The organism is Nocardia sp. NPDC006044, assembly GCF_042871115.1.
Lineage (GTDB): Bacteria > Actinomycetota > Actinomycetes > Mycobacteriales > Mycobacteriaceae > Nocardia.
Genome location: NZ_JBIAID010000001.1, coordinates 2,226,626 through 2,246,764 on the forward strand (window position 1 = coordinate 2,226,626; position 20,139 = coordinate 2,246,764).

Consider the following 20,139-nt stretch of genomic DNA (forward strand, 5'->3'; position numbering starts at 1 on the left):
TCCGGAACCTAAGTCGAATACAAGGCTTCGATGGTATCTGTGTAGCCGCTGGAGATGGGCTTTCGCTTGAGTTTGCCAGTAGCGGTCAGGTAGTCGCTGCCGTTCTCCCAGACCTCGGGAAGCACGATGTACTTCCTGATCTGCTCTACCCTGGACAGTTTGCTGTTCGCCGCGGCGATGCCCTGCTCGATAGCGGTCAAAATGTCCGGATCCTCGGCCAGCTCGGCGACGGTCTTGCCCGGCAGGTTGTGCCGCTGCGCGTAGGCGGCGGCCAGGTCGGGATCGAGCACCAGCAGCGCGGTGTTGAACGGGCGCTGCTCGCCGATGACCACCACCGTGCCGATCAGCGAGCAGTTGTCGGTGACCGTGTTCTCGATGTTGGCCGGCGACATGTTCTTGCCCGACGCGTTGATGATCAGCTCCTTCTTGCGATCCACGATCGAGAGGTAGCCGTCGCTGTCGATGCTGCCGATGTCGCCGGTGTGCAGCCAGCCGTCGGCGTCGATCGTCTCGGCGGTCTTGGCCGGGTCGTCGCGGTAGCCGCGCATCACCATCTTGCCCCGGATCAGCACCTCGCCGTCGTCGGCGAGCTTGATCTCGGCGCCGGGGATCGGGGTGCCGACCGTGCCGATCTTGACCCGTTCCGGCGGGTTGAGCGTGGCGCCCGCGGTGCACTCGCTCATGCCGTAGCCCTCGCACAGCGGGATGCCGAGGCCGAGGAAGAACTCGTGCACCTCCGGCGGGATCGCGTTCGAGCCGGTGACCGCGACGCGGACCTGATCGAGGCCGAGGCCGTTGCGGATCGAGGCGAGCACCAGCCGGTCGGCGAGCGCGTACTGGAGCCGGTCGAGCGTGCCGAGGGCGCGGCCGTCGGAGGTGGCGCGGGCCTTGGCGCGGCCGACGCCGATCGCCCAGTCGATCAGGCGGCGCTTGACCGGCGACTCGGTGGCGAAGCGTTCCTCCAGCGCGCCTTTGACTTTCACCCACACCCGGGGAACACCGAGGAACACGCTCGGGTGCACCTCGGCCAAAGCCGTTGCGACCTGCTTGAAGTCGGGCACCGTGGTGATCTGGCAGCCCTCGAGGATGGTCAGGTAGTGCGCGAACCAGCGGTTGGCGGCGTGCGCGTCGGGCAGGTACGAGATCACCCGGTCGTCCGGGCCGCCACCGCCGAATGTGTCCAGGACGCGGGCGTTTTCGATGAAGTTCGTGTGGGTGAGCTCGACGCCCTTCGGCGGGCCGGTGGTGCCGGAGGTATAGACGATGGTGAGCAGATCGTCGGGCTGCACCTTGCGCCAGGTGGCGTCGAAATCGAAGCCGCCCGCGGTGGCCCGCTCGACGTCGGACAGCGCGATGGCGCCCTCGGGGGCCTCGTCCACGCAGATCACGTGCTCGACGACGATGCCCTGCTCGGCGGCCTTGGCGACGGCCTCCAGGATCTTCGGCGCGAACTGCTTCTCGCAGACGACGGCCTTGTTGCGCGCGTTGCCGAACTGATAGACCAGCAGGTCGACCGGGTTGGTGTTGTACACCGAGAACGGCGTCGCGCCGGCGTGCAGGATCGCGGTGTCGCAGAGGTGGAACTCGGGACGGTTGGTCAGCATGATCGCGACCGTGTCGCCGGATTCGATGCCGAGCGCGGCCAGACCCGTCGCGATGGCCCGCACCCGCTCGCCGTACTCACGCCAGGTGATCGAGACGGCGCCGCCGAGCGTGCGCAGCGCGACCGCGTCCGGGTACTTCGCGACGTTCGACTGGAACGCCGCACATAGCGTGTCCGGGCGGGCGGCCGCCGGGACTGTCGATGAAACCAAGAACCTAACCTCTGCTAGCGAAGGGCCGAGGTCATGCCCGGTCGTGTGGGGACGGGGATGACCTCATCGTCATCTATCAGCAGAACGCATCAGAGACTGTGTTCGCTAGCGACAAACACGCAGAGTGTGGCGCGCGACATTGTGCACTCGACCAAACCTGGCCTCGCGACCCCCCGCCCCCAGGCGGACGGCGGTTCAGCCGCAGGCCGGCCAGGAGCCGGGTTGGTCGAGGGGCAGGTTTGGGGTGGTCATGGTGGCGGCGGTGGCGGGAGCGAAGCAGTTGTCGCCGGTGCTGCCGAGACGGCCGCCGCCGAAGTCGAGTACCGAGCCGGGGCCGAGCGTGCTGTCGCTCTGGCCCAGGATGAGGGGGCCGGCGAAGCGGGAGCGTTCGATCCTGCCGGTGAACTGGGCCAGGTCGCCGACGGTGCGGACATGCAGGTCGGCCACGGCGGTATCGGCGACGGTGGTGTCGGAGATGTCGAAACGCATGGTCGCCTTGGCCGGGGCCGGACCTGCCGGGGAATAGGCGTAGACGCCGATGCCGTCGGCGCTGCATCGGCTCAGGTGTGCGTTGCGCAGGGTGAGGGCCGTGGTGTTGTCCCGGCCGAAGCTCGCGGCGAACAGGCAGCTGCCGAGATTGCCCGGGACCAGCGGGTTGAGCACCGCGCCGGGGAAGCTCGAGCCCGACGCGGTGAGGCCGTCGATGGTCATGACGTGCCGGGCGCCCTCCGCGCTGAGGTTCAGGTTCTGCACGATATCGCCTGGGACATCGAGGAATTCGCTGTCGGTGAGGGTCACCTCGCTGTCCGGGGTGCCGTTGCTGGTGACGAATTCGATGCCGTTGGCGGAGAGGTGACCGCCGCCGTGCCGATAGCTGTTGCGGTCGATGGTGATTCGCATGCGGGCGCGGTCGGCTGCGTTGACGAAGATGCCCTCGCTGTCCGCCGCGGCGTTGAGCGGATCGTTCGCCGGCAGCGCGATGCCGCGCTGGGTGTTGCCGCGCAAAGCGGCGGTGAGCGAGGAGGTTCCGGTGCTCTGCAAGCCCACGGCCAGCACCGAGAGCTTGGCGATGCCCTCGTTGATGTTCTGGGTCAGGTTGTCGGTGAGCGTGGCGCCGACCTGGGCCGAGCCGGTGGTGCGCAGGTCGATGCCGTCGCCACACGCGGTGTCGCGCACGGTGTTCCGGTCGAGGGTGAGCGTGCTCGGGCCGGCGTCGGAGTCGATCATGATGCCCGCCCAGCCGTTGTTCAGTGCGACCAGGTTGGGGGCGACCGGAAGCGACATGCCGAACGGGACGCCGATCATCGGCGGGAACGGCTGCACCAGGAACCCGTCGTGGCAGGCGCGGTTGGTGGCGGCGATCGTATTGCCGGCCAGGACCGTGCTGCCCACATTGCGACCGTAGATGCCGCCGCGCTGGGCGCTGGTGACGGTGAGGTCGCGGACCTCCGTGTCCGGGGCCAGCCGGATCGCGTCACCGTCGTTGGCGTCGGTCGTATTCGCCACGGCGGCAACGCTTCCGGGCGCCGCACGGCCGAGGAGGCGCTGGCCGGGTTTGAGCGCGAGGCCGCCGTCGAGCGGGGCAGTGCCGATCGGCGCGGGCAGCACGACGATCGTGTCACCCTCGCCCGAGGCCTGCTGCACCGTCGGCAACGAATTGAAAGGTGTTGCTTCCGTGCCGTTTCCACCGGGCATGGCGGTCGCGCTGACGTACCAGGTCTGGCCGGGCTCGGCGTTCGCGGGGAGCGCAGGGGCGGCGAGCGCGCAGCCCAGCGCGGCGGCCGCGGCGAACCGCGGTGACGACAGTGTCATGGGAGCCTTCCGGAGTTCTCGGCGATGCCGCGCACCGCCGTCAACTCCAGCCCACCCCATGATCCGACCGCGTGGTATTGACAGATTGCCGAACCTGCCGCCGATTCTTTGTGCCGACGCCAGGCCTGCAGCCGCACACCTCCTGATTTCCCGCAGACCGAATCGCCGTCCTGACCCGCGTGCGTGTGTCAGAAGGTGTGCGGCTGCCCGTCAGGCGACGTCTACGCCCCGCCAGAAGGCCACGTAGTCCTTGATGTGGGCGGCTTCGGGTTTGGGGTCGGGGTAGTACCAGGCGGCGTCGGGGTTGGTTTCCCCGTCGACGACGACCGTGTAGTAGCTCGCCGTGCCCTTCCACGGGCAGAACGTGTTGGTTTCGGACGCCTTGAAGAACTCGGGCTGCACGGAGTCGGGTGGGAAGTAGTGGTTGCCTTCGACGATGACCGTGTCGTCGCTGCTCGCGAGGACGCGGCCCTGCCAGGTTGCCGTTGCCATGCGATCGATTCTGCCTGAGCGCCAGGAGTGGCCCACCGATCAACGCGCCTCGGCGGGCTCCAGGGGGTACGGCGGGTCGCCGATGCCGACGATGCGCACGTTGCCCCACGGGTCGCGCTCCTGGAGACGGCCGGGGGTGGGGAAGCGACCGGGGAGGGTGAGGAAGACCTCGGCGCGACCGGGGTCCGGCAGATCGTCGCCGGTGATCCGGCCGTACCAGTGGTACCGGCCGTCGATCGGGTCGGCGTGGCCGCTGAGCGAGACCGTCACCGAGCACAGCGAGCCGGGGGAGTCGAGCGTGGCCGGACCCGAATACTCGTGTGCCGGTTCACGATCGGCCGCGACGGTGAGGTCGTAGTGCCCCGGATCAGGACGGCGCACGGCGCGCCAGTAGGAGACGCTGGAGCCGGGCCAGGCGGCGCGGTTGACGCCGTGCTCGTCCAGGTACCAGCTGTCGCAGCCGCCCGAATTCCACACGGTGCCCGCCAGTTTCCGCTGGGTGCGGCGATTGAACTCGTGCTGGGTCGCCGCGCGCACCTCCATCCGGGTGCTCGACGTCCTGCGCAACAGTTCGACGCACTGGCGGATATAGCGGGCCTGTGCCTCGATCATGAACACGATCGACTGATGACCGCCGCCGGAATTGGGGCCGACGATGAGGAACATGTTCGGGAACCCGTGCACCGCGACGCCGAGGAAACCCTCGACGCCGTTGCGCCAAGCCGCCTGCAGCGCAAGGCCGTTGGCGCCGACGATGTGCTGATCGGCGAACCGGTCGGAGATCTTGAAGCCGGTGCCGTAGACGATCGCGTCGAAGTCGGTCTCGACGCCGTCGACGGTGGCGACGCCGGACTCGGTGAGACCTGCGATGGGCGTGGTCTCCAGCCGCACATTCTCGCGCTGTAGGGCGGGGTAGTAGTTGTTGGACACCAGGATCCGCTTGCACCCGAGCCGGTAGTCCGGGGTCAGCCGGTCACGCAGCTCGGGGTCGTGCACCTGGCGGTGCAGATGGCCACGGGCGACCTTCTCCACCTGACGCATCAGTTCCGGATTCATGAACGCGGGGATCATCGACTCGTAGCCCCAGTAGATCGCCCACCGGTAAAGCCGTTGCGCGCCGGGCAGATACCGGAACATCCGGTGTTCCGCCGCGGACAGCGGCCGGTCCGGTTTCGGGATGATCCAGTGCGGGGTGCGCTGGAAAACTGTCACCTGGGCGGCGTCTTTGGCGATCTGCGGCACGAATTGCACCGCGCTGGCACCGGTTCCGATGACCGCGATCCGCTTGCCGCGCACGTCGAAGTCGTGGTCCCACCGGGCCGAATGGAAACTCTTGCCGCGGAAGGTGTCCCGGCCGGGGAAGTCCGGCACCGAGGGCTCGTGCAGCGGTCCAGGCGCCATCACGACCAAGCGCGGACGGAACACCCGGCCGTCCGCGAGGCCGACGTCCCAGCGGTCGGCGGCGTCGTCGAAATCGAGGGTCACCACCTCGGAATCGAGCCGGATGTGCCTGCGCAGGTCGTACTTGTCGGCGGTGCGGCGCAGGTAGTCCAGGATCTCCGGCTGCCGGGCGAACATTCGCGACCACCGCTTGTTCGGCTCGAACGAATACGAATACATCAGCGACATCACGTCGCAGCCCGCGCCGGGATAGGTGTTCTCCCGCCAGGTGCCGCCGATCTCGCCGGCCTTCTCCAGCACGACGAAGTCGTCGATGCCCGCCTTACGCAGCTCGATGGCCATGCCGAGACCGCCGAAACCGGCGCCGACAATGACGATTTCGGGGTCTCGGCTCATGCGAGCAGCCCCCGGCGACGCCAGATCCACTCGCCGACCGGCCCGATCAGGCCCTGCTTCTGCAGGAACGCACCGAGATTCGCGGCGCCGATGCCGAGCGCCCGCTTGGCGTCCGGATTGCCGACCGCGATCCGCCGGGCCGCGCGCCCGTCCAGTCCCGCGCGGGTGTACATGTGCCGGTTGGTCAGCAGATAGACGAACAACGGGGCCGCGACCGCGACACACAGTCTGGTGTAGGCGAGTTCGGCCCGCGACATGGTCGGCACCCTCCTGGCCAGCGCGTCCCTGGCGAAGCCGATGTGCCGCGCCTCCTCGGTGACGTGGATGCGCATCGCCCGGGAAACCAAGGGCTGCAACTCCGGATCGTCCAGGGTGCGCCGCTGGATCGCGTCGAAGATCTCCTCGCCGACCAGCGCGCCGACCCAGGTCATGGAGCCGCGCAAGAAAATCGGCAGCACGCCGATGGCCAGCCTGCCCGCGCGCCGCGGCCAGTACGGGCGGGCCTCGATGCGGTCGATCAGCTTGCCGAACATCATCATGTGCCGGCACTCGTCGCCCATCTCGACCAGCGTGTAGTGCGAGTGGCGGGTGGTCGGATCGTCGGCGAGCAACTCGCGCAACAAGAGTCGGTTCAGCAGGTTCTCGAACCAGATGCCGACCGACAGCACGTTCGCCAGCTCCTGGCGGGACAGTTCGCGCTGCTGCTGCGGCGTCATCGACTCCCACAGCTCGGTGCCGTACAGCGACACGACCGCCGCGGGGAGGAAGAGTTTGTCCGGATCCAGCGGCGCGTCCCAATCCATGTCGACCACCGGGTCGTAGGACTTCTTGACCGATCCGGTCAGTAGGCGCTGCGCGAAGGACTCTTGCGGGATCAGTGCGGCCTCGTTGCCCATGACTGCTCTCCAACATGTCGACTAACCGATACAAGCTGTCACATTTAGATTAGTGAGACGGCCTGTCGCAGTCAACCTACTTGCGGGTATCGTGATTCTGTGACCACAACCAGCGGAAACCCCGAGCCTCCCGTCACCGACGGCCGCGCCACCCGCTGGAACGGACACAAAGCGCAGCGCCGGGCCGACGTGATCGACGCCGCGATCACGGTGATCGAGGAGCACGGCGTAGAGGTGTCGGTGCAGCAGATCGCCGATCGGCTCGAGCTGCCGCGTCCGGTGGTCTACCGCCATTTCGACGGCCGCGCCGATCTGGACGAGCAGATCCGCCGGCAGATCCTGGAATCGCTACTGGCACAGATGATGCCGAAGCTCGACCCGGAGGGCACGGTGCGTGATGCCGTTCGCGGCGCGGTCGGCACCTATGTCCGCTGGGTCGAACGTCACCCGAACCTGCACCGATTCATCGGCGGCGCGGCGCCCCAGGGGGATTCGTCACTGGCCGGGGCGCGCGACCGGATCGGCGGACGGCTCGCCGACCTGTTCGCGATCTGGCTGTCCCGCTTCGGTATCGATCCCGGCCGGGCGCGCCCGATGGCGTTCGGCATCATCGGCTTCGTCGACGGCGTGGTGAACAGCTGGCGCGCCGACCCCGCCTCGACCCTCTCCTCCGATCAGGTCGAAGGCATTCTCACCGAGTCGGTGCTGGCCCTGTTCGAGGGCAACGCGCGCAGTCTCGGTGTTCCGCTGGAACGCGACGTGGTCGTCGGCGATCTGCTCGTCCGGCCGGAAGCGTTGCGCACCCGGTAATCCCAGCCGTCAGGGCCGGTGCAATTCGATTGCCAGAGCGATCAATTCGGCCAGATGCGCACCGTCGGTGCGGGCCAGGCGCATCGCGTCGGCGAACGGGAACGCGCGGACCTCGAGTATCTGCTCGGCGTCGTCCGGATTGGTCGGCGCGGAATCCAGCACGACATCCGCGGCGCACCAGAGCCACGCCTTGTGCGGATGCGGCTGCCAATCGCGAAAGGGCGCAGCCCGATTGCTGGTGGCATAGTGCGCGCCGATCCAGCGGACCGGGCCGGTAGGGTGGGCGCCTGCTTCTTCGCGGAGTTCGCGGCGGATGCATTCATCGATGGATTCGTCCCGCTCGCGGGTGCCGCCGGGAAGCAGCCAAATGTCGCGGTCGTCGCGGCACAGCACGATAGTGTCGCCGACGAAGCAGACGAGGTGGACGTTGGTGACCAGCTCGTCGGGTGGTGCTTCGGCGGCGAACTGGACATCCAGATCGCCCCACGCCCAGTGGGCCGGGGTGTGCAACAACGGATAACGGTCGGCCAAGGTCACCTCACGAAACTAGTGGGATCGGGCGTTACATACGAGGGGGAGTGCGTTGACTACGCTCATGCCGGTGTCCGAACCTGTGCCCTTGACGAGGCTGCTCGACGACGCGGGGTTGCTGTCGCTCGAGCACCGGCTACACGTCGAAGAACTGCTGGGTCCGCACCGGTGGCAGGCGGACATGGAGGGGGGCCGGCTCGAATTCGTCGGCGACGAACAGACATTCGAGTGCACCGACTTTCACCTGCTCGGTACGGCCGACGCGGAGACCTGGCTGTGGGCCTGGGCGAATCCGTGGGGTTTCCCCAAGCCGCTGATCGCGGTGGCCCGGATGGTGCGCGAGTTCGGTTTCCGATACGGCGTCGCCGAATTGTGCGCCGCGGAAATGCCGGTCGCGCTCGGGCGGGCGGCGCCGCAACCGCACCAGGTGGCCGAGCTGCTCGCGGACGCCGCGAAAGTGATTTCCGGGCACTGGAGTTCGTACTGCGGGGTCACCGAGGGCACCTGTGTGGCGTTTCTCGTCGAGCATCCGGCATTCGAGCTACCGCCGCCCACCGCGTCCGGCATCGCGCGGGTGCTGGCGCACGGAATAGGCGCGCTGCCGCTGGTCGACTATCGGCGCGCCACCCAGAGTTACCTGAGTAGAAGAGGATTGGTGACCGAGTTCGTGGAGAATCAGCGGCTGCTCGAATTCAGCGGCTCCGGCATGGCCGGGAGCATCGAATTCGACCACGACGGGCTCGTCGCGAACCTCGACGTCGGGGTCGTCATGGATCGCATCGAGCTGCCGTCGGAGCCGAAAGCGCACTCGGCCAACTCGTTGTGAGCGGGATCAGGCTTTGCCGCCGGTCAATGCCTGGAAGCTGCGGTTCCACGCCCATTCGACCGGCCCGCGCTCGAAGCGCCGCAGCCACAGGTGCGCTCCGGTCACGATGATCAGTGAAACCAGCAGATAGACGCCCACGGTGAACGGCACCCTGGCATCGGCGCCGACGCGTGCGGCGAGCCCGAAACCCCAGCCGTAGCACAGGATCGACGCCACCAGGTTCTGCAAGATATAGCAGCTCAGCGCGGTGCGCCCGACCTCGGTCATGCGTCGGCCGAGGAATCCGGCCTCGGTGCGCCGCAGGTAGAAGTGCGCGACCAGGGCCAGGATGCCCAGGGAGACAACGGGTGCGGTGCCGTAGCGGGTGAAGAGGAAGTAATCGCCATTGCCCGCGACACCGGCGACCAGGTCGATCGGCGCCGCGACACCGAACCCGGCGATCATCAGCCACTTGCGCATCCGCGCGCCCTCCGGCCGGAACACCCCGCCCCGGAACAGCCGGGCGCCGAGCAGGAACAACGCCACCGACATGGCGAACACGAACACCGTCTCCGACCGGAACTCGCCCGCGTTGTGCAGCCGGAACACCACCAGATCCCAGAACGACCCGTCCGCATAGGGATTCGGGTCCAGCGGCGTGCGCGGCGGCGGATCCGCGCGCGGCGCGAACGCCATCGCCAGCCCGATCGCGGTGAGCATCGCGAGGTGGATACCCGCCGACACGAATAGCCAACGCCGTTGCGCCCGTTCACTTGTCGCGAGCACGAACGCGACGACCAACCCGGTCACCGCGTACCCCATCAGGACGTCGAACTCCGCGACGAACACGAAGTTCAGCAGTCCGTCGAGCAGCAACAGCCCGGCCCGGACCGGATACGTGCCCGGCCAGTGCCGCCCGCCCCGCCGCGCCGAGCCCTGTTGGATGGCCAGCCCGATGCCGAACATGATGGTCAGCAACCCGAGGAACTTGCCCTGCGCCAACTGCTGCAAGACCCGCTCGGCCCACAGCCAGCCGGACGCGGGATCCTTCAACTCGCCGATATAGCCGACGAGTCCCTCCCGGTTGGTCATGATCCAGATATTGGTGCCGAGCGTGCCGAGGATCGCAATTCCGCGCAGCACGTCCAGCGCGACCAGTCGCGAGTGCCCGGCCGTGGCCGGGACGTCCGGCGCACGATGTCGCGCCGCGGTGCCGACCTGCGGATCGGCGAGAGATTCGGTCATACCGAAACTGTCCCGCCGACCGGCGTTCGCGCGGGTCCTCCGGAAGTACCACCCGCGGTATGAGATTGGGCTCCACCAGTGCCCGCGGCGCCGACACCGGGCCCGGCGCGGGCAGCCCACGGACTTCGCCCGGCGATGCCCGTTAGGCTCGACCCATGCAGCGCATCATCGGAATCGAGGTCGAGTACGGCATTTCGACCCCAACCGAGCCGTCGGCCAACCCGATCCTCACCTCAACCCAGGCCGTGCTCGCCTACGCCGCCGCGGAGGGTGTGCCGCGGGCGAAACGCACCCGCTGGGACTACGAGGTGGAGTCGCCGCTGCGCGACGCGCGCGGCTTCGACCTGAGCCGGATGAACGGCCCCGCGCCGGTGATCGACGCCGACGAGGTCGGCGCGGCGAACATGATCCTCACCAACGGCGCCCGGCTCTACGTCGACCATGCCCACCCCGAATACTCCGCCCCCGAGGTGACCGATCCGCTGGACGCGGTCATCTGGGACAAAGCGGGCGAGCGCGTGATGGAGGCCGCCGCGCGGCACGCGTCGAGCGTGCCCGGCGCACCGCGCCTGCAGCTGTACAAGAACAACGTCGACGGCAAGGGCGCCTCCTACGGCACCCACGAGAACTACCTGATGAGCCGCGACACCCCGTTCAACCAGATCATCCTCGGCCTCACCCCGTTCTTCGTCTCGCGTCAGGTGATCACCGGCTCCGGCCGGGTCGGCATCGGGCAGTCCGGCGATCACGCCGGCTTCCAGCTGTCCCAGCGCGCCGACTACATCGAGGTCGAGGTCGGCCTGGAGACCACGCTCAAGCGCGGCATCATCAACACCCGCGACGAGCCGCACGCCGACGCGGACAAGTACCGCAGGCTGCACGTCATCATCGGCGACGCCAACCTGGCCGAGATGTCCACCTACCTCAAGGTCGGCACCACCGCGCTGGTGCTCGACCTGATCGAGGCCGGCGAGGACCTGTCCGAATTCCAGCTGGCCCGCCCGGTCACCGCCGTGCACACGATCAGCCACGACCCGACGCTGCGCGCCACCGTCGCGCTCACCGACGGCCGCGAGCTGACCGGCCTTGCGCTGCAGCGGATGTACCTGGACCGGGTGATCAAGTTAGTCGATCGCACCGGCAACGACGACAAGCGCGTGCAGGACATCATCGAGAACTGGGCCATGGTGCTCGATCTGCTCGAGCGCGACCCGATGGAATGCGCGAGCCTGCTCGACTGGCCGGCCAAGCTGCGCCTGCTCGAGGGCATGCGCCAGCGCGAGGGCCTGGGCTGGGCCGCGCCCAAGCTGCACCTGATGGACCTGCAGTACTCCGACGTGCGCCTGGACAAGGGCCTCTACAACCGCCTGGTGGCCCGCGGGTCGATGAAACGGCTCGTCACCGAGCAGCAGGTGCTGGACGCGATGACCAACCCGCCCACCGACACCCGGGCCTACTTCCGCGGCGAATGCCTGCGCCGTTTCGGCGCCGACATCGCCGCGGCGAGCTGGGATTCGGTGATCTTCGACCTGGGCGGCGATTCGCTGGTCCGCATCCCCACCCTGGAACCGCGGCGCGGGACAAAGGCGCACGTAGGCAAGCTGCTGGACGGCGTAACCTCCGCCGCCGATCTTGTGGAACAGCTCACAACATAGGTCACGGAGAACGGGTGAGACGGTCGACCGGACCCGCCCACAACGGAGCGAGTTCAGCGAGCGACTCGCCCGCGGCCGGTCTCGCGTCCGGGCTGTCGAAGCGCATGCGACGAAGTCGCCAGTCTCGACAGCCCGGACGCGAGACATACGGCGGCCGCGGGCAAGCTGCGGCCACGCAGCCGACTAACACAGTAGTGTTGAGGAACGAGCACGGACATTGCTCATGACCGGGGCCGTGCTCAGAATTGAGCTCCGGTCATGATGAGGACAGAGGAGGTCGGCTGCCATGGCACAAGAGCAGACCAAGCGCGCCGGGGGCGGCGACGAGGATGATGGTCCGGAGGGTGCGGACGCCGCCGGTCAGGAGCGCCGCGAAAAGCTGGCGGAGGACACCGACGACCTGCTCGACGAGATCGATGATGTGCTCGAGGAGAACGCCGAAGACTTCGTCCGTGCGTACGTTCAGAAAGGCGGCCAGTGACAGTAGGTGACCCCTCGCGTCTCCACCTGGGGTACGCCCTCTCGTCCTTCTCCGAATACCTTCGCATGCACGCTCCGGAAATGTTGCCCGGCAACAGGTTCGGACAGATCGACGGCGCGGCTATGAGCGCCTCGAATGCGAAGGACATCGCGCCGCATGGCACCACCATCGTCGCGATCAGCTACCGCGGTGGCGTGCTCATCGCCGGTGACCGGCGGGCCACCCAGGGAAACCTGTTGGCCAGCAGGGACATCGAGAAGGTCTACATCACCGACAGCTACTCCGCGGCCGGCATCGCCGGCACCGCGGGCATGGCCGTCGAGATGGTGCGGATCTTCGCGGTGGAGCTGGAGCACTACGAGAAGCTCGAGGGCGTGTCCCTGACCTTCGACGGCAAGTCCAACAAGCTGTCGAAGATGGTGCGCGAGAACTTGCCCGCCGCCCTGCAGGGGCTGGCGGTGGTTCCGATGTTGGTCGGTTACGACGTGAATGCCACCGATCCGGACAAGGTCGGTCGCATCGTGTCCTACGACGTGGTGGGTGGACGCAGCGAGGAGCGGTTCGGTTACGCCGCGGTGGGATCGGGTTCGGTCTTCGCCAAGGGGTCGCTGAAGAAGCTGTACGCCAAGGGAATTGATCAGGAGCGCGCGTTGCGCATCGCCGTGGAGGCGCTGTTCGACGCGGCCGACGACGACACCGCGACGGGCGGTCCCGATCTGATGCGCGGGATCTATCCGACGGCGATCGTGATCGATGAGGAAGGTGCGGTCGAGGTGACCGAGGACCGCCTCGAGGTGATCGCGCGCGGCATCGTCGCCGATCGTGCGGCGGCGGAAGAGGGGAGTGCCCGCCCATGACTCTGCCTTATTACGCGTCCGCAGAGCAGATCATGCGGGACAAGACCGAGCTCGCCCGCAAGGGCATCGGTCGGGGTCGCAGCGTCGTGGTCCTGGTGTACGACAAGGGTGTGCTGTTCGTCGCGGAGAACCCGTCCGCGACGCTGCACAAGGTGAGTGAGCTCTACGACCGGGTCGGTTTCGCCGCGGTCGGCAAGTACAACGAGTTCGAGAATCTGCGCCGCAGCGGAATCCTGCAGGCCGACATTCGCGGGTACCAGTACGACCGCCGCGACGTGACCGGCCGTGCACTGGCCAACGCCTACGCTCAGGTGCTCGGCTCGATCTTCACCGATCAGCTCAAGCCCTACGAGGTGGAGATCTGTGTGGCGGAGGTGGGTTACCCGGACCAGCAGCCGACCTCGGTGCTGTACCGGATCACCTTCGACGGGTCGATCGTGGACGAGCGCGAATACGTGGTGATGGGCGGCACGACCGAGCCGATCGTCACGGCGCTGAAGGCGTCCTACAAGCCGGGTCTCGACCTGGCCGGCGCGATCAAGGTCGCGGTCGGGGCGTTGCAGGCGGGCGTGCCCGAAGGCGCGGAGAAGGAAAAGCGGGTGCTCGACGTGAACTCGCTCGAGGTCGCGGCGCTGGAGCAGGCGCGGCCGCGGCGGGCGTTCCGCCGGGTCACCAACTCCGCGCTGGAGCAGTTGCTGAGTCCGGCGAAGAAGGCCACCAAGGCCAAGGCGGCCGAACCGCCGGCGGAGGAGACTCCCGAAGCGGAGTAGCCACCGGACCGAAGCCAGGGCCCGTGCACGGGTGCGTCGCACCAGTGCACGGGCCCGAACTGTGTTCATCGCGGGCCCGGATCGAGGGTGATACTGCCCACTCGCGCCGGTAGGCCGAGCCGAATCGTTGTGAAGACGTATGCGTTCGTGTTGTCCGCAGCCCCACGCGAGCGCATGACATGGCTGTAATGTCGATAGTGTGCAGCGACGAATCATGGGGATCGAGACCGAGTTCGGTGTGACATGCACCTTCCACGGTCACCGTCGGCTGTCCCCCGACGAGGTAGCCCGGTACCTTTTCCGCCGGGTGGTGTCCTGGGGCCGCAGCTCGAACGTGTTCCTCCGCAACGGTGCTCGGCTCTATCTCGATGTCGGGTCCCATCCGGAGTACGCGACTGCCGAATGCGACAGCCTGCACCAACTGGTGACCCACGACCGAGCGGGCGAGCGGGTCCTCGAAGAGTTGCTGATCGATGCCGAGCAGCGGCTCGCCGAGGAGGGCATCGGCGGCGACATCTACCTGTTCAAGAACAACACCGACTCCGCGGGCAACTCCTACGGCTGCCACGAGAACTTCCTCGTGGTGCGCGCCGGTGAGTTCTCCCGGATCTCCGACGTGCTGTTGCCGTTCCTGGTCACGCGCCAGCTGATCTGTGGCGCGGGCAAGATCCTGCAGACGCCGAAGGCGGCCACGTTCTGCCTGTCCCAGCGGGCCGAGCACATCTGGGAGGGTGTCTCGTCCGCGACCACGCGCTCGCGGCCGATCATCAACACCCGCGACGAGCCGCACGCGGACGCGGAGAAATACCGCCGCCTGCACGTGATCGTCGGCGACTCGAACATGGCCGAGCCGACCACCATGCTCAAGGTCGGCACCGCGGCGCTGGTGCTGGAGATGATCGAGGCGGGCGTCTCGTTCCGGGACTTCGCCCTGGACAACCCGATTCGCGCCATTCGCGAGGTAAGTCACGATCTGACCGGTCGTCGTCCGGTGCGGCTGGCCGGCGGCCGGCAGGCCAGCGCCCTCGACATCCAGCGCGAGTACTACGCCCGCGCGGTCGAGCACCTGCGCAACCGGGATCGCGATCCGCAGATCGACCAGGTCGTCGATCTGTGGGGCCGCACCCTCGACGCCGTCGAGGCGCAGGACTTCGCCAAGGTCGACACCGAGATCGACTGGGTGATCAAGCGCAAGCTGTTCCAGCGCTACCAGGACCGCTACAGCATGGAGCTGTCCGATCCGAAGATCGCCCAGCTCGACCTCGCCTACCACGACATCAAGCGCGGTCGCGGCGTCTTCGACCTGCTCCAGCGCAAGGGCCTGGCCAAGCGCATCACCGAGGACGAGGCGGTGGACGCCGCCGTCGACACCCCGCCCCAGACCACCAGGGCCAAACTCCGCGGCGACTTCATCACCGCCGCCCAGGAAGCAGGCCGCGACTTCACCGTCGACTGGGTCCACCTCAAGCTCAACGACCAAGCCCAGCGCACAGTCCTCTGCAAGGACCCGTTCCGCTCGGTGGACGAACGCGTGGACCGCCTGATCGCATCCATGTAGGTAAAGGAACGCTTCGCGGAGCCGATGCCGCTTCATAGGGTAGTGCTATGGCAACTATCTGGATTCGGGATGTCCCGGACGAAGACGTCGAAGCGCTGCGTCGTTGCGCGGCCGATGCAGGTATGTCGCTTCAGGCTTACCTGCGACAGTGGGCGATCGGGCTGGCGGAGCATATCAGGGCGGATATTCGTGGTGCGTGATGAGCGCGAACAGCGGTTCGGCGCATCCGGAATGCGACGCAGCGACCGTGCCGTCGCAGAGTGGGCACAGTCGGTCTGCGTCCCGTTGTGTCGGGCGGCGCGGCTTCCGTGATTGTGCCTACCGTGGGGTATGGCAGATACGGGGCTTTTGAACGAGCTGCTCGAGGTCGAACGTAAGGGCTGGGACTCGTTGTGTGACGGGACCGGGGCCGATTTCTACGGATCGTTGATGACCGGGGACGCGGTGATGGTGCTGGCCAACGGGATGGTGCTGGGGCGCGACGAAGTCGTTGCCGCGCTCAAAGATTCACCGCCGTGGCGGACTTACGAGATCCTCGATCCGCGCGTGGTCGACGCCGATGTAGACAGCAAGATCCTGGTCTACACCGGCGTCGCCTACGGCGCGGCGGAGGCGCCCGCGTTCCGCGGGATCATGTCCAGCGTCTACCTGCGGGCAGGCGGCGAATGGAAAATGGCGCTCTATCAACAGACGCCGATTCCGGACTAGGCCCGGCTGCGGGTATCCCGCCGCACACCTTTTGACATCCGCACGCGTGTCACGGCGGCGAGTTGCTGTGCGGGAAATCAGACGGTGTGCGGCTGATCGGACTTAGCCCTCGGCGAGGTAGCGCTCGACGGTCTCGACCTTCGAGGTCATGCCGTTGGTGACGCCGGGGCGGATGTCGGCTTTGAGGACGAGGCTGCAGCGGGGTGCGGCGGCCAGGACGGCGTCGGTGGCTTGTTTGACGACGGACATCACCTCGTCCCATTCGCCCTCGAGGGTGGTGAACATGGCGTCGGTGTGGTTGGGCAGGCCGCTGGCGCGGACTACCCGGACGGCCTCGGCGACGGCGCGGCCGACGTCTACGCCGGTGCCGAGTGGGGTCACGGAGAAGGCGATGATCATGAGATCAATACTGCCCGCCAGAGCTGTGGTTATGGCGTACAGGCGCACATGTGATCGAGTGAATCGCGCGCCGACGCGCACGCGCGCAGCCGGGCAGATTACCCTCTATCGGGTGGCGATATCCAAGGTCGAGCGGCTGATGAATCTGGTCATCGCGCTGCTGTCGACCCGGCAGTTCCTGACCGCGGAGCGGATCCGGGACAGCGTCGCGGGATACGAGGATTCGGCCAGCGACGAGGCGTTCAGCCGAATGTTCGAACGAGACAAGAACGAGCTGCGTGACCTGGGTATACCCCTGGAGATCGGGCCGGTGGGCCGGTACTCGTCGGTGGAGGGCTACCGGATCAACCGCGACGCCTACGAGCTGCCCGAGATCGACCTGAGCGACGAGGAGGCCGCCGCCGTCGCGGTGGCCGTGCAGATGTGGGAATCGCCGGAACTGGCCGCCGCCGCGGAAGGCGCGTTGCTCAAGCTGCGCGCCGCCGGAATCCACGTGGAGACCGACACCGCCGTCGCCTCGGTGCCCGCGGTCCCCGCGCGAACCCGCGGCTCGGAACCGGTGCTCGGCAAGCTGCTCGCCGCGATCGACGCCGGCCAGGCCGTGCGCTTCGAACACCGCGGCGCGATCAACGCCCCCTATCTGATGCGCGATGTCGAGCCATGGGGCGTGGTGACCCGGCACGGCCGCTGGTACCTCGTCGGACACGATCGTGCCCGCGATGCCGTCCGCAGCTTCCGCCTGTCCCGGATCGGCGACGACGTGACCGCCTACGGCCCGGAGAACGCGGTCAGCAAACCGGACGGTATCGATCTGCGCAAGATCGTCGATCAGGTCACCCGCTCGGCCCCGGTCAGCGGCACCGCCACGGTCTGGGTGGCCGACGGCCGCGGCCGCGAACTGCGCCGGATCGGCCAGGTCACCGGCGAACGCACCATCGGCGGCCGGCCCGGCGCGGTGGTCGAACTGCCGGTCCGCTCACGTGACTGGATCGCCCGCCTGATCACCGGCCTCGGCCCGGACGCGGTCGTGCTCGCCCCGGAAGAACTGCGCACCGATGTCGTCGCCCGGCTGCGCTCGGTCTTCGACCGCACGGAGGTCACGGCGTGAACTCCCGGCTCTCCGTTCGGCTTTCGCGCCTGCTGAACATGATCCCGTACTTCATCGCACACCCGGGGATCAGCGCCGCCGAGGCCGCCGCCGATCTCGGCGTGACCAGCAAACAGCTGATGAGCGACCTGAACCAGCTGTGGATGTGCGGCCTGCCCGGCTACGGACCCGGCGACCTGATCGACCTGTCGTTCTCCGAGGAGAGCATCGAGGTCACCTTCTCCGCGGGCATCGACCGACCCCTGCGCCTCACCTCCACCGAGGCGACCGCGCTGCTGGTGGCGCTGCGCTCGATCGTGGACATGCCGGGCATGGTCGACCCGACCGCCGCGCACGCCGCCATCGCGAAGATCGAATCGGCCATCGTCGGCGGTTCCGCCGCCGAACCCGGCCACGCCCGCATCCCGCCGCCGGAGGCTCCGGCCGTCGCCACGGTGCGTTCGGCGCTGGCCAGGCAGCGCGCGCTGGCCCTGGTCTACTACTCGGCCAGCCGCGACGTCGTCACCGAACGCGTCGTCGATCCGATCCGGATCGTCCTGGTGGACAACATGAGTTACCTGCAGGCCTGGTGCAGGCAGGCCGAGGGCGTGCGGCTGTTCCGGTTCGACCGGATCGAGGCCGCCACCGAACTCGACGAGCCGGCCAGGCCGCCGAGCCACGCCACCGAGGAATCCGCCGCCCTCGACCTGTTCCAGGACGATCCCGCGGTTCCGTTGGCGCGCTTGCGCATTCACGGCGACTACGCCTGGGTTCTCGATCAGTACCCGATGCACCGGGTCGCGGTGAACGCCGACGGCAGCCTGGAGGCGACCATGCGGTTCGCCACCCTGGACTGGATGGCGCGCCTGCTGCTCGGTTTCGGCGCGGGCGTCACCGTGCTCGGCCCACCGGACCTGGTCGCCGCGGTGCGCGAACGCTCGAACGCCGCACTGGCCGCCTACGCAGCGGCCGGATTCGAGGAGGCCGGGTGAAGAGTCGGGTGATGGTGGTCGGCGCGGGCAGCATCGGCCTGTTCGTCGGCGGCAAACTGGCCGTGGCGGGCGCCGACGTGACCTTCGTCGGCCGGCCGCGGATGCTCGACGAGATCTCCGCGTCCGGCCTCCGGCTCACCGACCTCGACGGCGGCGACGATTCGCTGCCCACCGATCGCTTCCACGTCGCCACCGAACCGAATGATGTCGGCTCGGCCGACCTGGTCCTGGTCGCGGTGAAATCGGCGGCGACCGCGGACGCGGTGCGCGAGCTCACCGGCAAGATCCGGCCCGGCACGGTGGTGCTGAGCCTGCAGAACGGCATCGGCAACGACACCGTCATCCGGGAGATCCTGCCCAACTGCGTGGTGCTGGCCGGCATGGTCATGTTCAACGTGGTGCACCACCCGGGCGGCCGATTCCATCGCGGCACCCAGGGCGTGCTCGCCGTGCAGGACGATCCGGGACTCACCCCGTTCCTCGGGATCTTCGAGCAGGCCGGCCTCGCCCTGCGCCGCTACCCCGACCTGCGGCCCGTGCAGTGGGCGAAGCTGCTGCTGAACCTGAACAACCCGATCAACGCGCTGTCCGGGCGGCCGCTACGCGAGGAACTCGCCGACCGTAACTATCGCCGCTGCCTGGCGCTGACCCAGCGCGAAGCGCTCGCGGTGATGCACAAAGCGCGCATCACCCCCGCCCGCCTGACTCCGCTGCCGCCCGCCGCGATGGCCAGGCTGCTGACCGTGCCGGACGGCGTGTTCCGGCGCGTCTTCGGCCGCGTGCTGGCCGTCGACCCGATGGCCCGCTCGTCCATGGCCGATGACCTCGAACTCGGCCGCAAGACCGAAATCTCTTGGCTCTGTGGGGAAATCATCGGTCTGGGGACGATGGTCGGATTGCCCACCCCGGTGAACCAGCGGCTGATCGAACTGATCGTCGCGGCCGAGCAGGGCGACCGGCGGACCTGGACCGGGGCCGAACTGTACGAACAACTGCGGGCCGCGCACGCGAGCGTCCGTTGAGAGAGTCGTCACCACGCGGCCGAACGCCCGGCCGGAGGGTGCGTTCGCGCACGTCACCCTCCGGTAGCATCAGAACCATCACCAGTCTTGGGAGGTAATAATCATGGGCAGTCTGAGCATCTGGCACTGGCTGATCATTGCGGTCGTTTTCGTGATGTTCTTCGGTGCCAAGCGGATGCCCGACGCGGCCCGCAGCCTGGGCCGATCGCTGCGCATCTTCAAGAGCGAGGTCAGTCAGATGCAGAACGAGGGCAAGGAGTCCGACCACGCGCCGGCCGCTCCGGTGCAGCAGCCCGCGCAGCAACTGCCTGCCGCGCAGCCGGTGACCCCGTCGGTCGCCCAGCAGCCCCAGCCGCAGGCCGAGCCGAAGACGCTCTGAGCGCAATGCTCGTCCCGGGGTGAGTAGAT

The 20,139-nt window shown here is 67.9% G+C and carries 21 protein-coding genes; 13 read left to right on the forward strand and 8 right to left on the reverse strand.

Annotated elements, in window-relative coordinates:
* Positions 1 to 8: 8 nt before the first annotated feature.
* The 5 genes from ACFYO1_RS10540 to ACFYO1_RS10560 form a co-directional block, all read right to left on the reverse strand.
* The gene (locus ACFYO1_RS10540) at positions 9 to 1,814 is read right to left on the reverse strand and encodes an AMP-dependent synthetase/ligase (protein WP_387229151.1); all 1,806 of its coding nucleotides are present in this window, start codon (positions 1,812 to 1,814) and stop codon (positions 9 to 11) included.
* A 195-nt stretch (positions 1,815 to 2,009) separates the two neighbouring features.
* Positions 2,010 to 3,626, reverse strand: a complete 1,617-nt coding sequence (locus ACFYO1_RS10545) for a hypothetical protein (RefSeq protein WP_387229153.1) — start codon at positions 3,624 to 3,626, stop codon at positions 2,010 to 2,012.
* A 210-nt stretch (positions 3,627 to 3,836) separates the two neighbouring features.
* Positions 3,837 to 4,118: a DUF427 domain-containing protein gene (locus tag ACFYO1_RS10550; RefSeq protein ID WP_387229155.1), complete on the reverse strand. Its 282-nt coding sequence runs from the start codon at positions 4,116 to 4,118 to the stop codon at positions 3,837 to 3,839.
* 39 nt (positions 4,119 to 4,157) lie between these two features.
* Positions 4,158 to 5,915, reverse strand: coding sequence for a DUF4873 domain-containing protein (locus ACFYO1_RS10555; protein ID WP_387229157.1), 1,758 nt, complete (start codon positions 5,913 to 5,915; stop codon positions 4,158 to 4,160).
* Positions 5,912 to 6,811 carry a diiron oxygenase gene (locus tag ACFYO1_RS10560; protein ID WP_387229160.1) on the reverse strand — a complete coding sequence of 300 codons (900 nt, stop codon included), beginning with the start codon at positions 6,809 to 6,811 and terminating at the stop codon, positions 5,912 to 5,914. Before ACFYO1_RS10560 ends, ACFYO1_RS10555 begins: the two co-directional genes overlap by 4 nt.
* 99 nt (positions 6,812 to 6,910) lie before the next feature.
* On the opposite strand from ACFYO1_RS10560, the gene ACFYO1_RS10565 reads away from it, so the two are divergent.
* Positions 6,911 to 7,621: a TetR/AcrR family transcriptional regulator gene (locus tag ACFYO1_RS10565; protein ID WP_387229162.1), complete on the forward strand. Its 711-nt coding sequence runs from the start codon at positions 6,911 to 6,913 to the stop codon at positions 7,619 to 7,621.
* 9 nt (positions 7,622 to 7,630) lie between these two features.
* On the opposite strand, the gene ACFYO1_RS10570 is transcribed toward ACFYO1_RS10565, so the two are convergent.
* Positions 7,631 to 8,158, reverse strand: a complete 528-nt coding sequence (locus ACFYO1_RS10570; RefSeq protein ID WP_387229164.1) for an NUDIX domain-containing protein — start codon at positions 8,156 to 8,158, stop codon at positions 7,631 to 7,633.
* Positions 8,159 to 8,222: 64 nt separating this feature from the next.
* Here ACFYO1_RS10570 and ACFYO1_RS10575 point away from each other — a divergent pair, with 64 nt between their 5' ends.
* A complete protein-coding gene (locus ACFYO1_RS10575; RefSeq protein ID WP_387229166.1) occupies positions 8,223 to 8,978 on the forward strand; it encodes a DUF6882 domain-containing protein in 756 nt (251 codons plus the stop codon).
* Between the two features lie 6 nt (positions 8,979 to 8,984).
* Here ACFYO1_RS10575 and ACFYO1_RS10580 read toward each other — a convergent pair whose 3' ends face one another.
* On the reverse strand, positions 8,985 to 10,202 hold the full coding sequence (locus ACFYO1_RS10580) for a DUF418 domain-containing protein (protein WP_387229168.1): 1,218 nt from the start codon (positions 10,200 to 10,202) through the stop codon (positions 8,985 to 8,987).
* A gap of 155 nt (positions 10,203 to 10,357) precedes the next feature.
* Here ACFYO1_RS10580 and dop point away from each other — a divergent pair, with 155 nt between their 5' ends.
* The 7 genes from dop to ACFYO1_RS10615 all read left to right on the forward strand — a co-directional run bounded on the left by dop (position 10,358) and on the right by ACFYO1_RS10615 (position 16,231).
* On the forward strand, positions 10,358 to 11,857 hold the full coding sequence (gene dop / locus ACFYO1_RS10585) for a depupylase/deamidase Dop (protein WP_387229170.1): 1,500 nt from the start codon (positions 10,358 to 10,360) through the stop codon (positions 11,855 to 11,857).
* Positions 11,858 to 12,143: 286 nt separating this feature from the next.
* Positions 12,144 to 12,338 (forward strand): ubiquitin-like protein Pup, encoded by a 195-nt coding sequence (locus tag ACFYO1_RS10590; RefSeq protein WP_150404595.1) that lies wholly within the window; start codon positions 12,144 to 12,146, stop codon positions 12,336 to 12,338.
* Positions 12,339 to 12,403: 65 nt separating this feature from the next.
* Positions 12,404 to 13,195, forward strand: coding sequence for a proteasome subunit beta (gene prcB, locus ACFYO1_RS10595; RefSeq protein ID WP_387229173.1), 792 nt, complete (start codon positions 12,404 to 12,406; stop codon positions 13,193 to 13,195).
* Entirely contained in the window at positions 13,192 to 13,965 is a 774-nt protein-coding gene (gene prcA, locus ACFYO1_RS10600; RefSeq protein WP_387229175.1) for a proteasome subunit alpha, read from the forward strand. The genes prcB and prcA overlap by 4 nt, the downstream gene beginning before the upstream one ends.
* Before the next feature lie 199 nt (positions 13,966 to 14,164).
* Positions 14,165 to 15,523 (forward strand): Pup--protein ligase, encoded by a 1,359-nt coding sequence (gene pafA / locus ACFYO1_RS10605; protein ID WP_186818252.1) that lies wholly within the window; start codon positions 14,165 to 14,167, stop codon positions 15,521 to 15,523.
* Between the two features lie 47 nt (positions 15,524 to 15,570).
* Positions 15,571 to 15,723, forward strand: coding sequence for a hypothetical protein (locus ACFYO1_RS10610; RefSeq protein ID WP_387229177.1), 153 nt, complete (start codon positions 15,571 to 15,573; stop codon positions 15,721 to 15,723).
* A gap of 130 nt (positions 15,724 to 15,853) precedes the next feature.
* The gene (locus ACFYO1_RS10615) at positions 15,854 to 16,231 is read left to right on the forward strand and encodes a nuclear transport factor 2 family protein (RefSeq protein ID WP_387229179.1); all 378 of its coding nucleotides are present in this window, start codon (positions 15,854 to 15,856) and stop codon (positions 16,229 to 16,231) included.
* 102 nt (positions 16,232 to 16,333) lie between these two features.
* On the opposite strand, the gene ACFYO1_RS10620 is transcribed toward ACFYO1_RS10615, so the two are convergent.
* Positions 16,334 to 16,630, reverse strand: a complete 297-nt coding sequence (locus ACFYO1_RS10620; RefSeq protein ID WP_387229182.1) for an MTH1187 family thiamine-binding protein — start codon at positions 16,628 to 16,630, stop codon at positions 16,334 to 16,336.
* 112 nt (positions 16,631 to 16,742) lie between these two features.
* Between ACFYO1_RS10620 and ACFYO1_RS10625 the strand changes: the two genes are divergently transcribed.
* From ACFYO1_RS10625 to tatA, 4 genes are all read left to right on the forward strand, one after another.
* Positions 16,743 to 17,738 carry a helix-turn-helix transcriptional regulator gene (locus tag ACFYO1_RS10625; protein WP_387229184.1) on the forward strand — a complete coding sequence of 332 codons (996 nt, stop codon included), beginning with the start codon at positions 16,743 to 16,745 and terminating at the stop codon, positions 17,736 to 17,738.
* Positions 17,735 to 18,709 carry a helix-turn-helix transcriptional regulator gene (locus ACFYO1_RS10630; RefSeq protein ID WP_387229186.1) on the forward strand — a complete coding sequence of 325 codons (975 nt, stop codon included), beginning with the start codon at positions 17,735 to 17,737 and terminating at the stop codon, positions 18,707 to 18,709. Before ACFYO1_RS10625 ends, ACFYO1_RS10630 begins: the two co-directional genes overlap by 4 nt.
* Positions 18,706 to 19,731 carry a 2-dehydropantoate 2-reductase gene (locus tag ACFYO1_RS10635; RefSeq protein ID WP_387229188.1) on the forward strand — a complete coding sequence of 342 codons (1,026 nt, stop codon included), beginning with the start codon at positions 18,706 to 18,708 and terminating at the stop codon, positions 19,729 to 19,731. The genes ACFYO1_RS10630 and ACFYO1_RS10635 overlap by 4 nt, the downstream gene beginning before the upstream one ends.
* Positions 19,732 to 19,834: 103 nt before the next feature.
* A complete protein-coding gene (tatA, locus tag ACFYO1_RS10640) occupies positions 19,835 to 20,110 on the forward strand; it encodes a Sec-independent protein translocase subunit TatA (RefSeq protein ID WP_387229190.1) in 276 nt (91 codons plus the stop codon).
* Positions 20,111 to 20,139 lie beyond the last annotated feature (29 nt).

Coding starts and splice junctions, on each gene's coding strand:
- ACFYO1_RS10545 (WP_387229153.1), bottom strand. CDS start 3,626: ATGACACTGTCGTCACCGCGGTTCGCCGCGGCCGCCGCGCTGGGCTGC.
- ACFYO1_RS10550 (WP_387229155.1), bottom strand. CDS start 4,118: ATGGCAACGGCAACCTGGCAGGGCCGCGTCCTCGCGAGCAGCGACGAC.
- ACFYO1_RS10555 (WP_387229157.1), bottom strand. CDS start 5,915: ATGAGCCGAGACCCCGAAATCGTCATTGTCGGCGCCGGTTTCGGCGGT.
- ACFYO1_RS10560 (WP_387229160.1), bottom strand. CDS start 6,811: ATGGGCAACGAGGCCGCACTGATCCCGCAAGAGTCCTTCGCGCAGCGC.
- ACFYO1_RS10580 (WP_387229168.1), bottom strand. CDS start 10,202: ATGACCGAATCTCTCGCCGATCCGCAGGTCGGCACCGCGGCGCGACAT.
- dop (WP_387229170.1), top strand. CDS start 10,358: ATGCAGCGCATCATCGGAATCGAGGTCGAGTACGGCATTTCGACCCCA.
- ACFYO1_RS10590 (WP_150404595.1), top strand. CDS start 12,144: ATGGCACAAGAGCAGACCAAGCGCGCCGGGGGCGGCGACGAGGATGAT.
- prcB (WP_387229173.1), top strand. CDS start 12,404: ATGCACGCTCCGGAAATGTTGCCCGGCAACAGGTTCGGACAGATCGAC.
- prcA (WP_387229175.1), top strand. CDS start 13,192: ATGACTCTGCCTTATTACGCGTCCGCAGAGCAGATCATGCGGGACAAG.
- ACFYO1_RS10610 (WP_387229177.1), top strand. CDS start 15,571: ATGGCAACTATCTGGATTCGGGATGTCCCGGACGAAGACGTCGAAGCG.
- ACFYO1_RS10615 (WP_387229179.1), top strand. CDS start 15,854: ATGGCAGATACGGGGCTTTTGAACGAGCTGCTCGAGGTCGAACGTAAG.
- ACFYO1_RS10620 (WP_387229182.1), bottom strand. CDS start 16,630: ATGATCATCGCCTTCTCCGTGACCCCACTCGGCACCGGCGTAGACGTC.
- tatA (WP_387229190.1), top strand. CDS start 19,835: ATGGGCAGTCTGAGCATCTGGCACTGGCTGATCATTGCGGTCGTTTTC.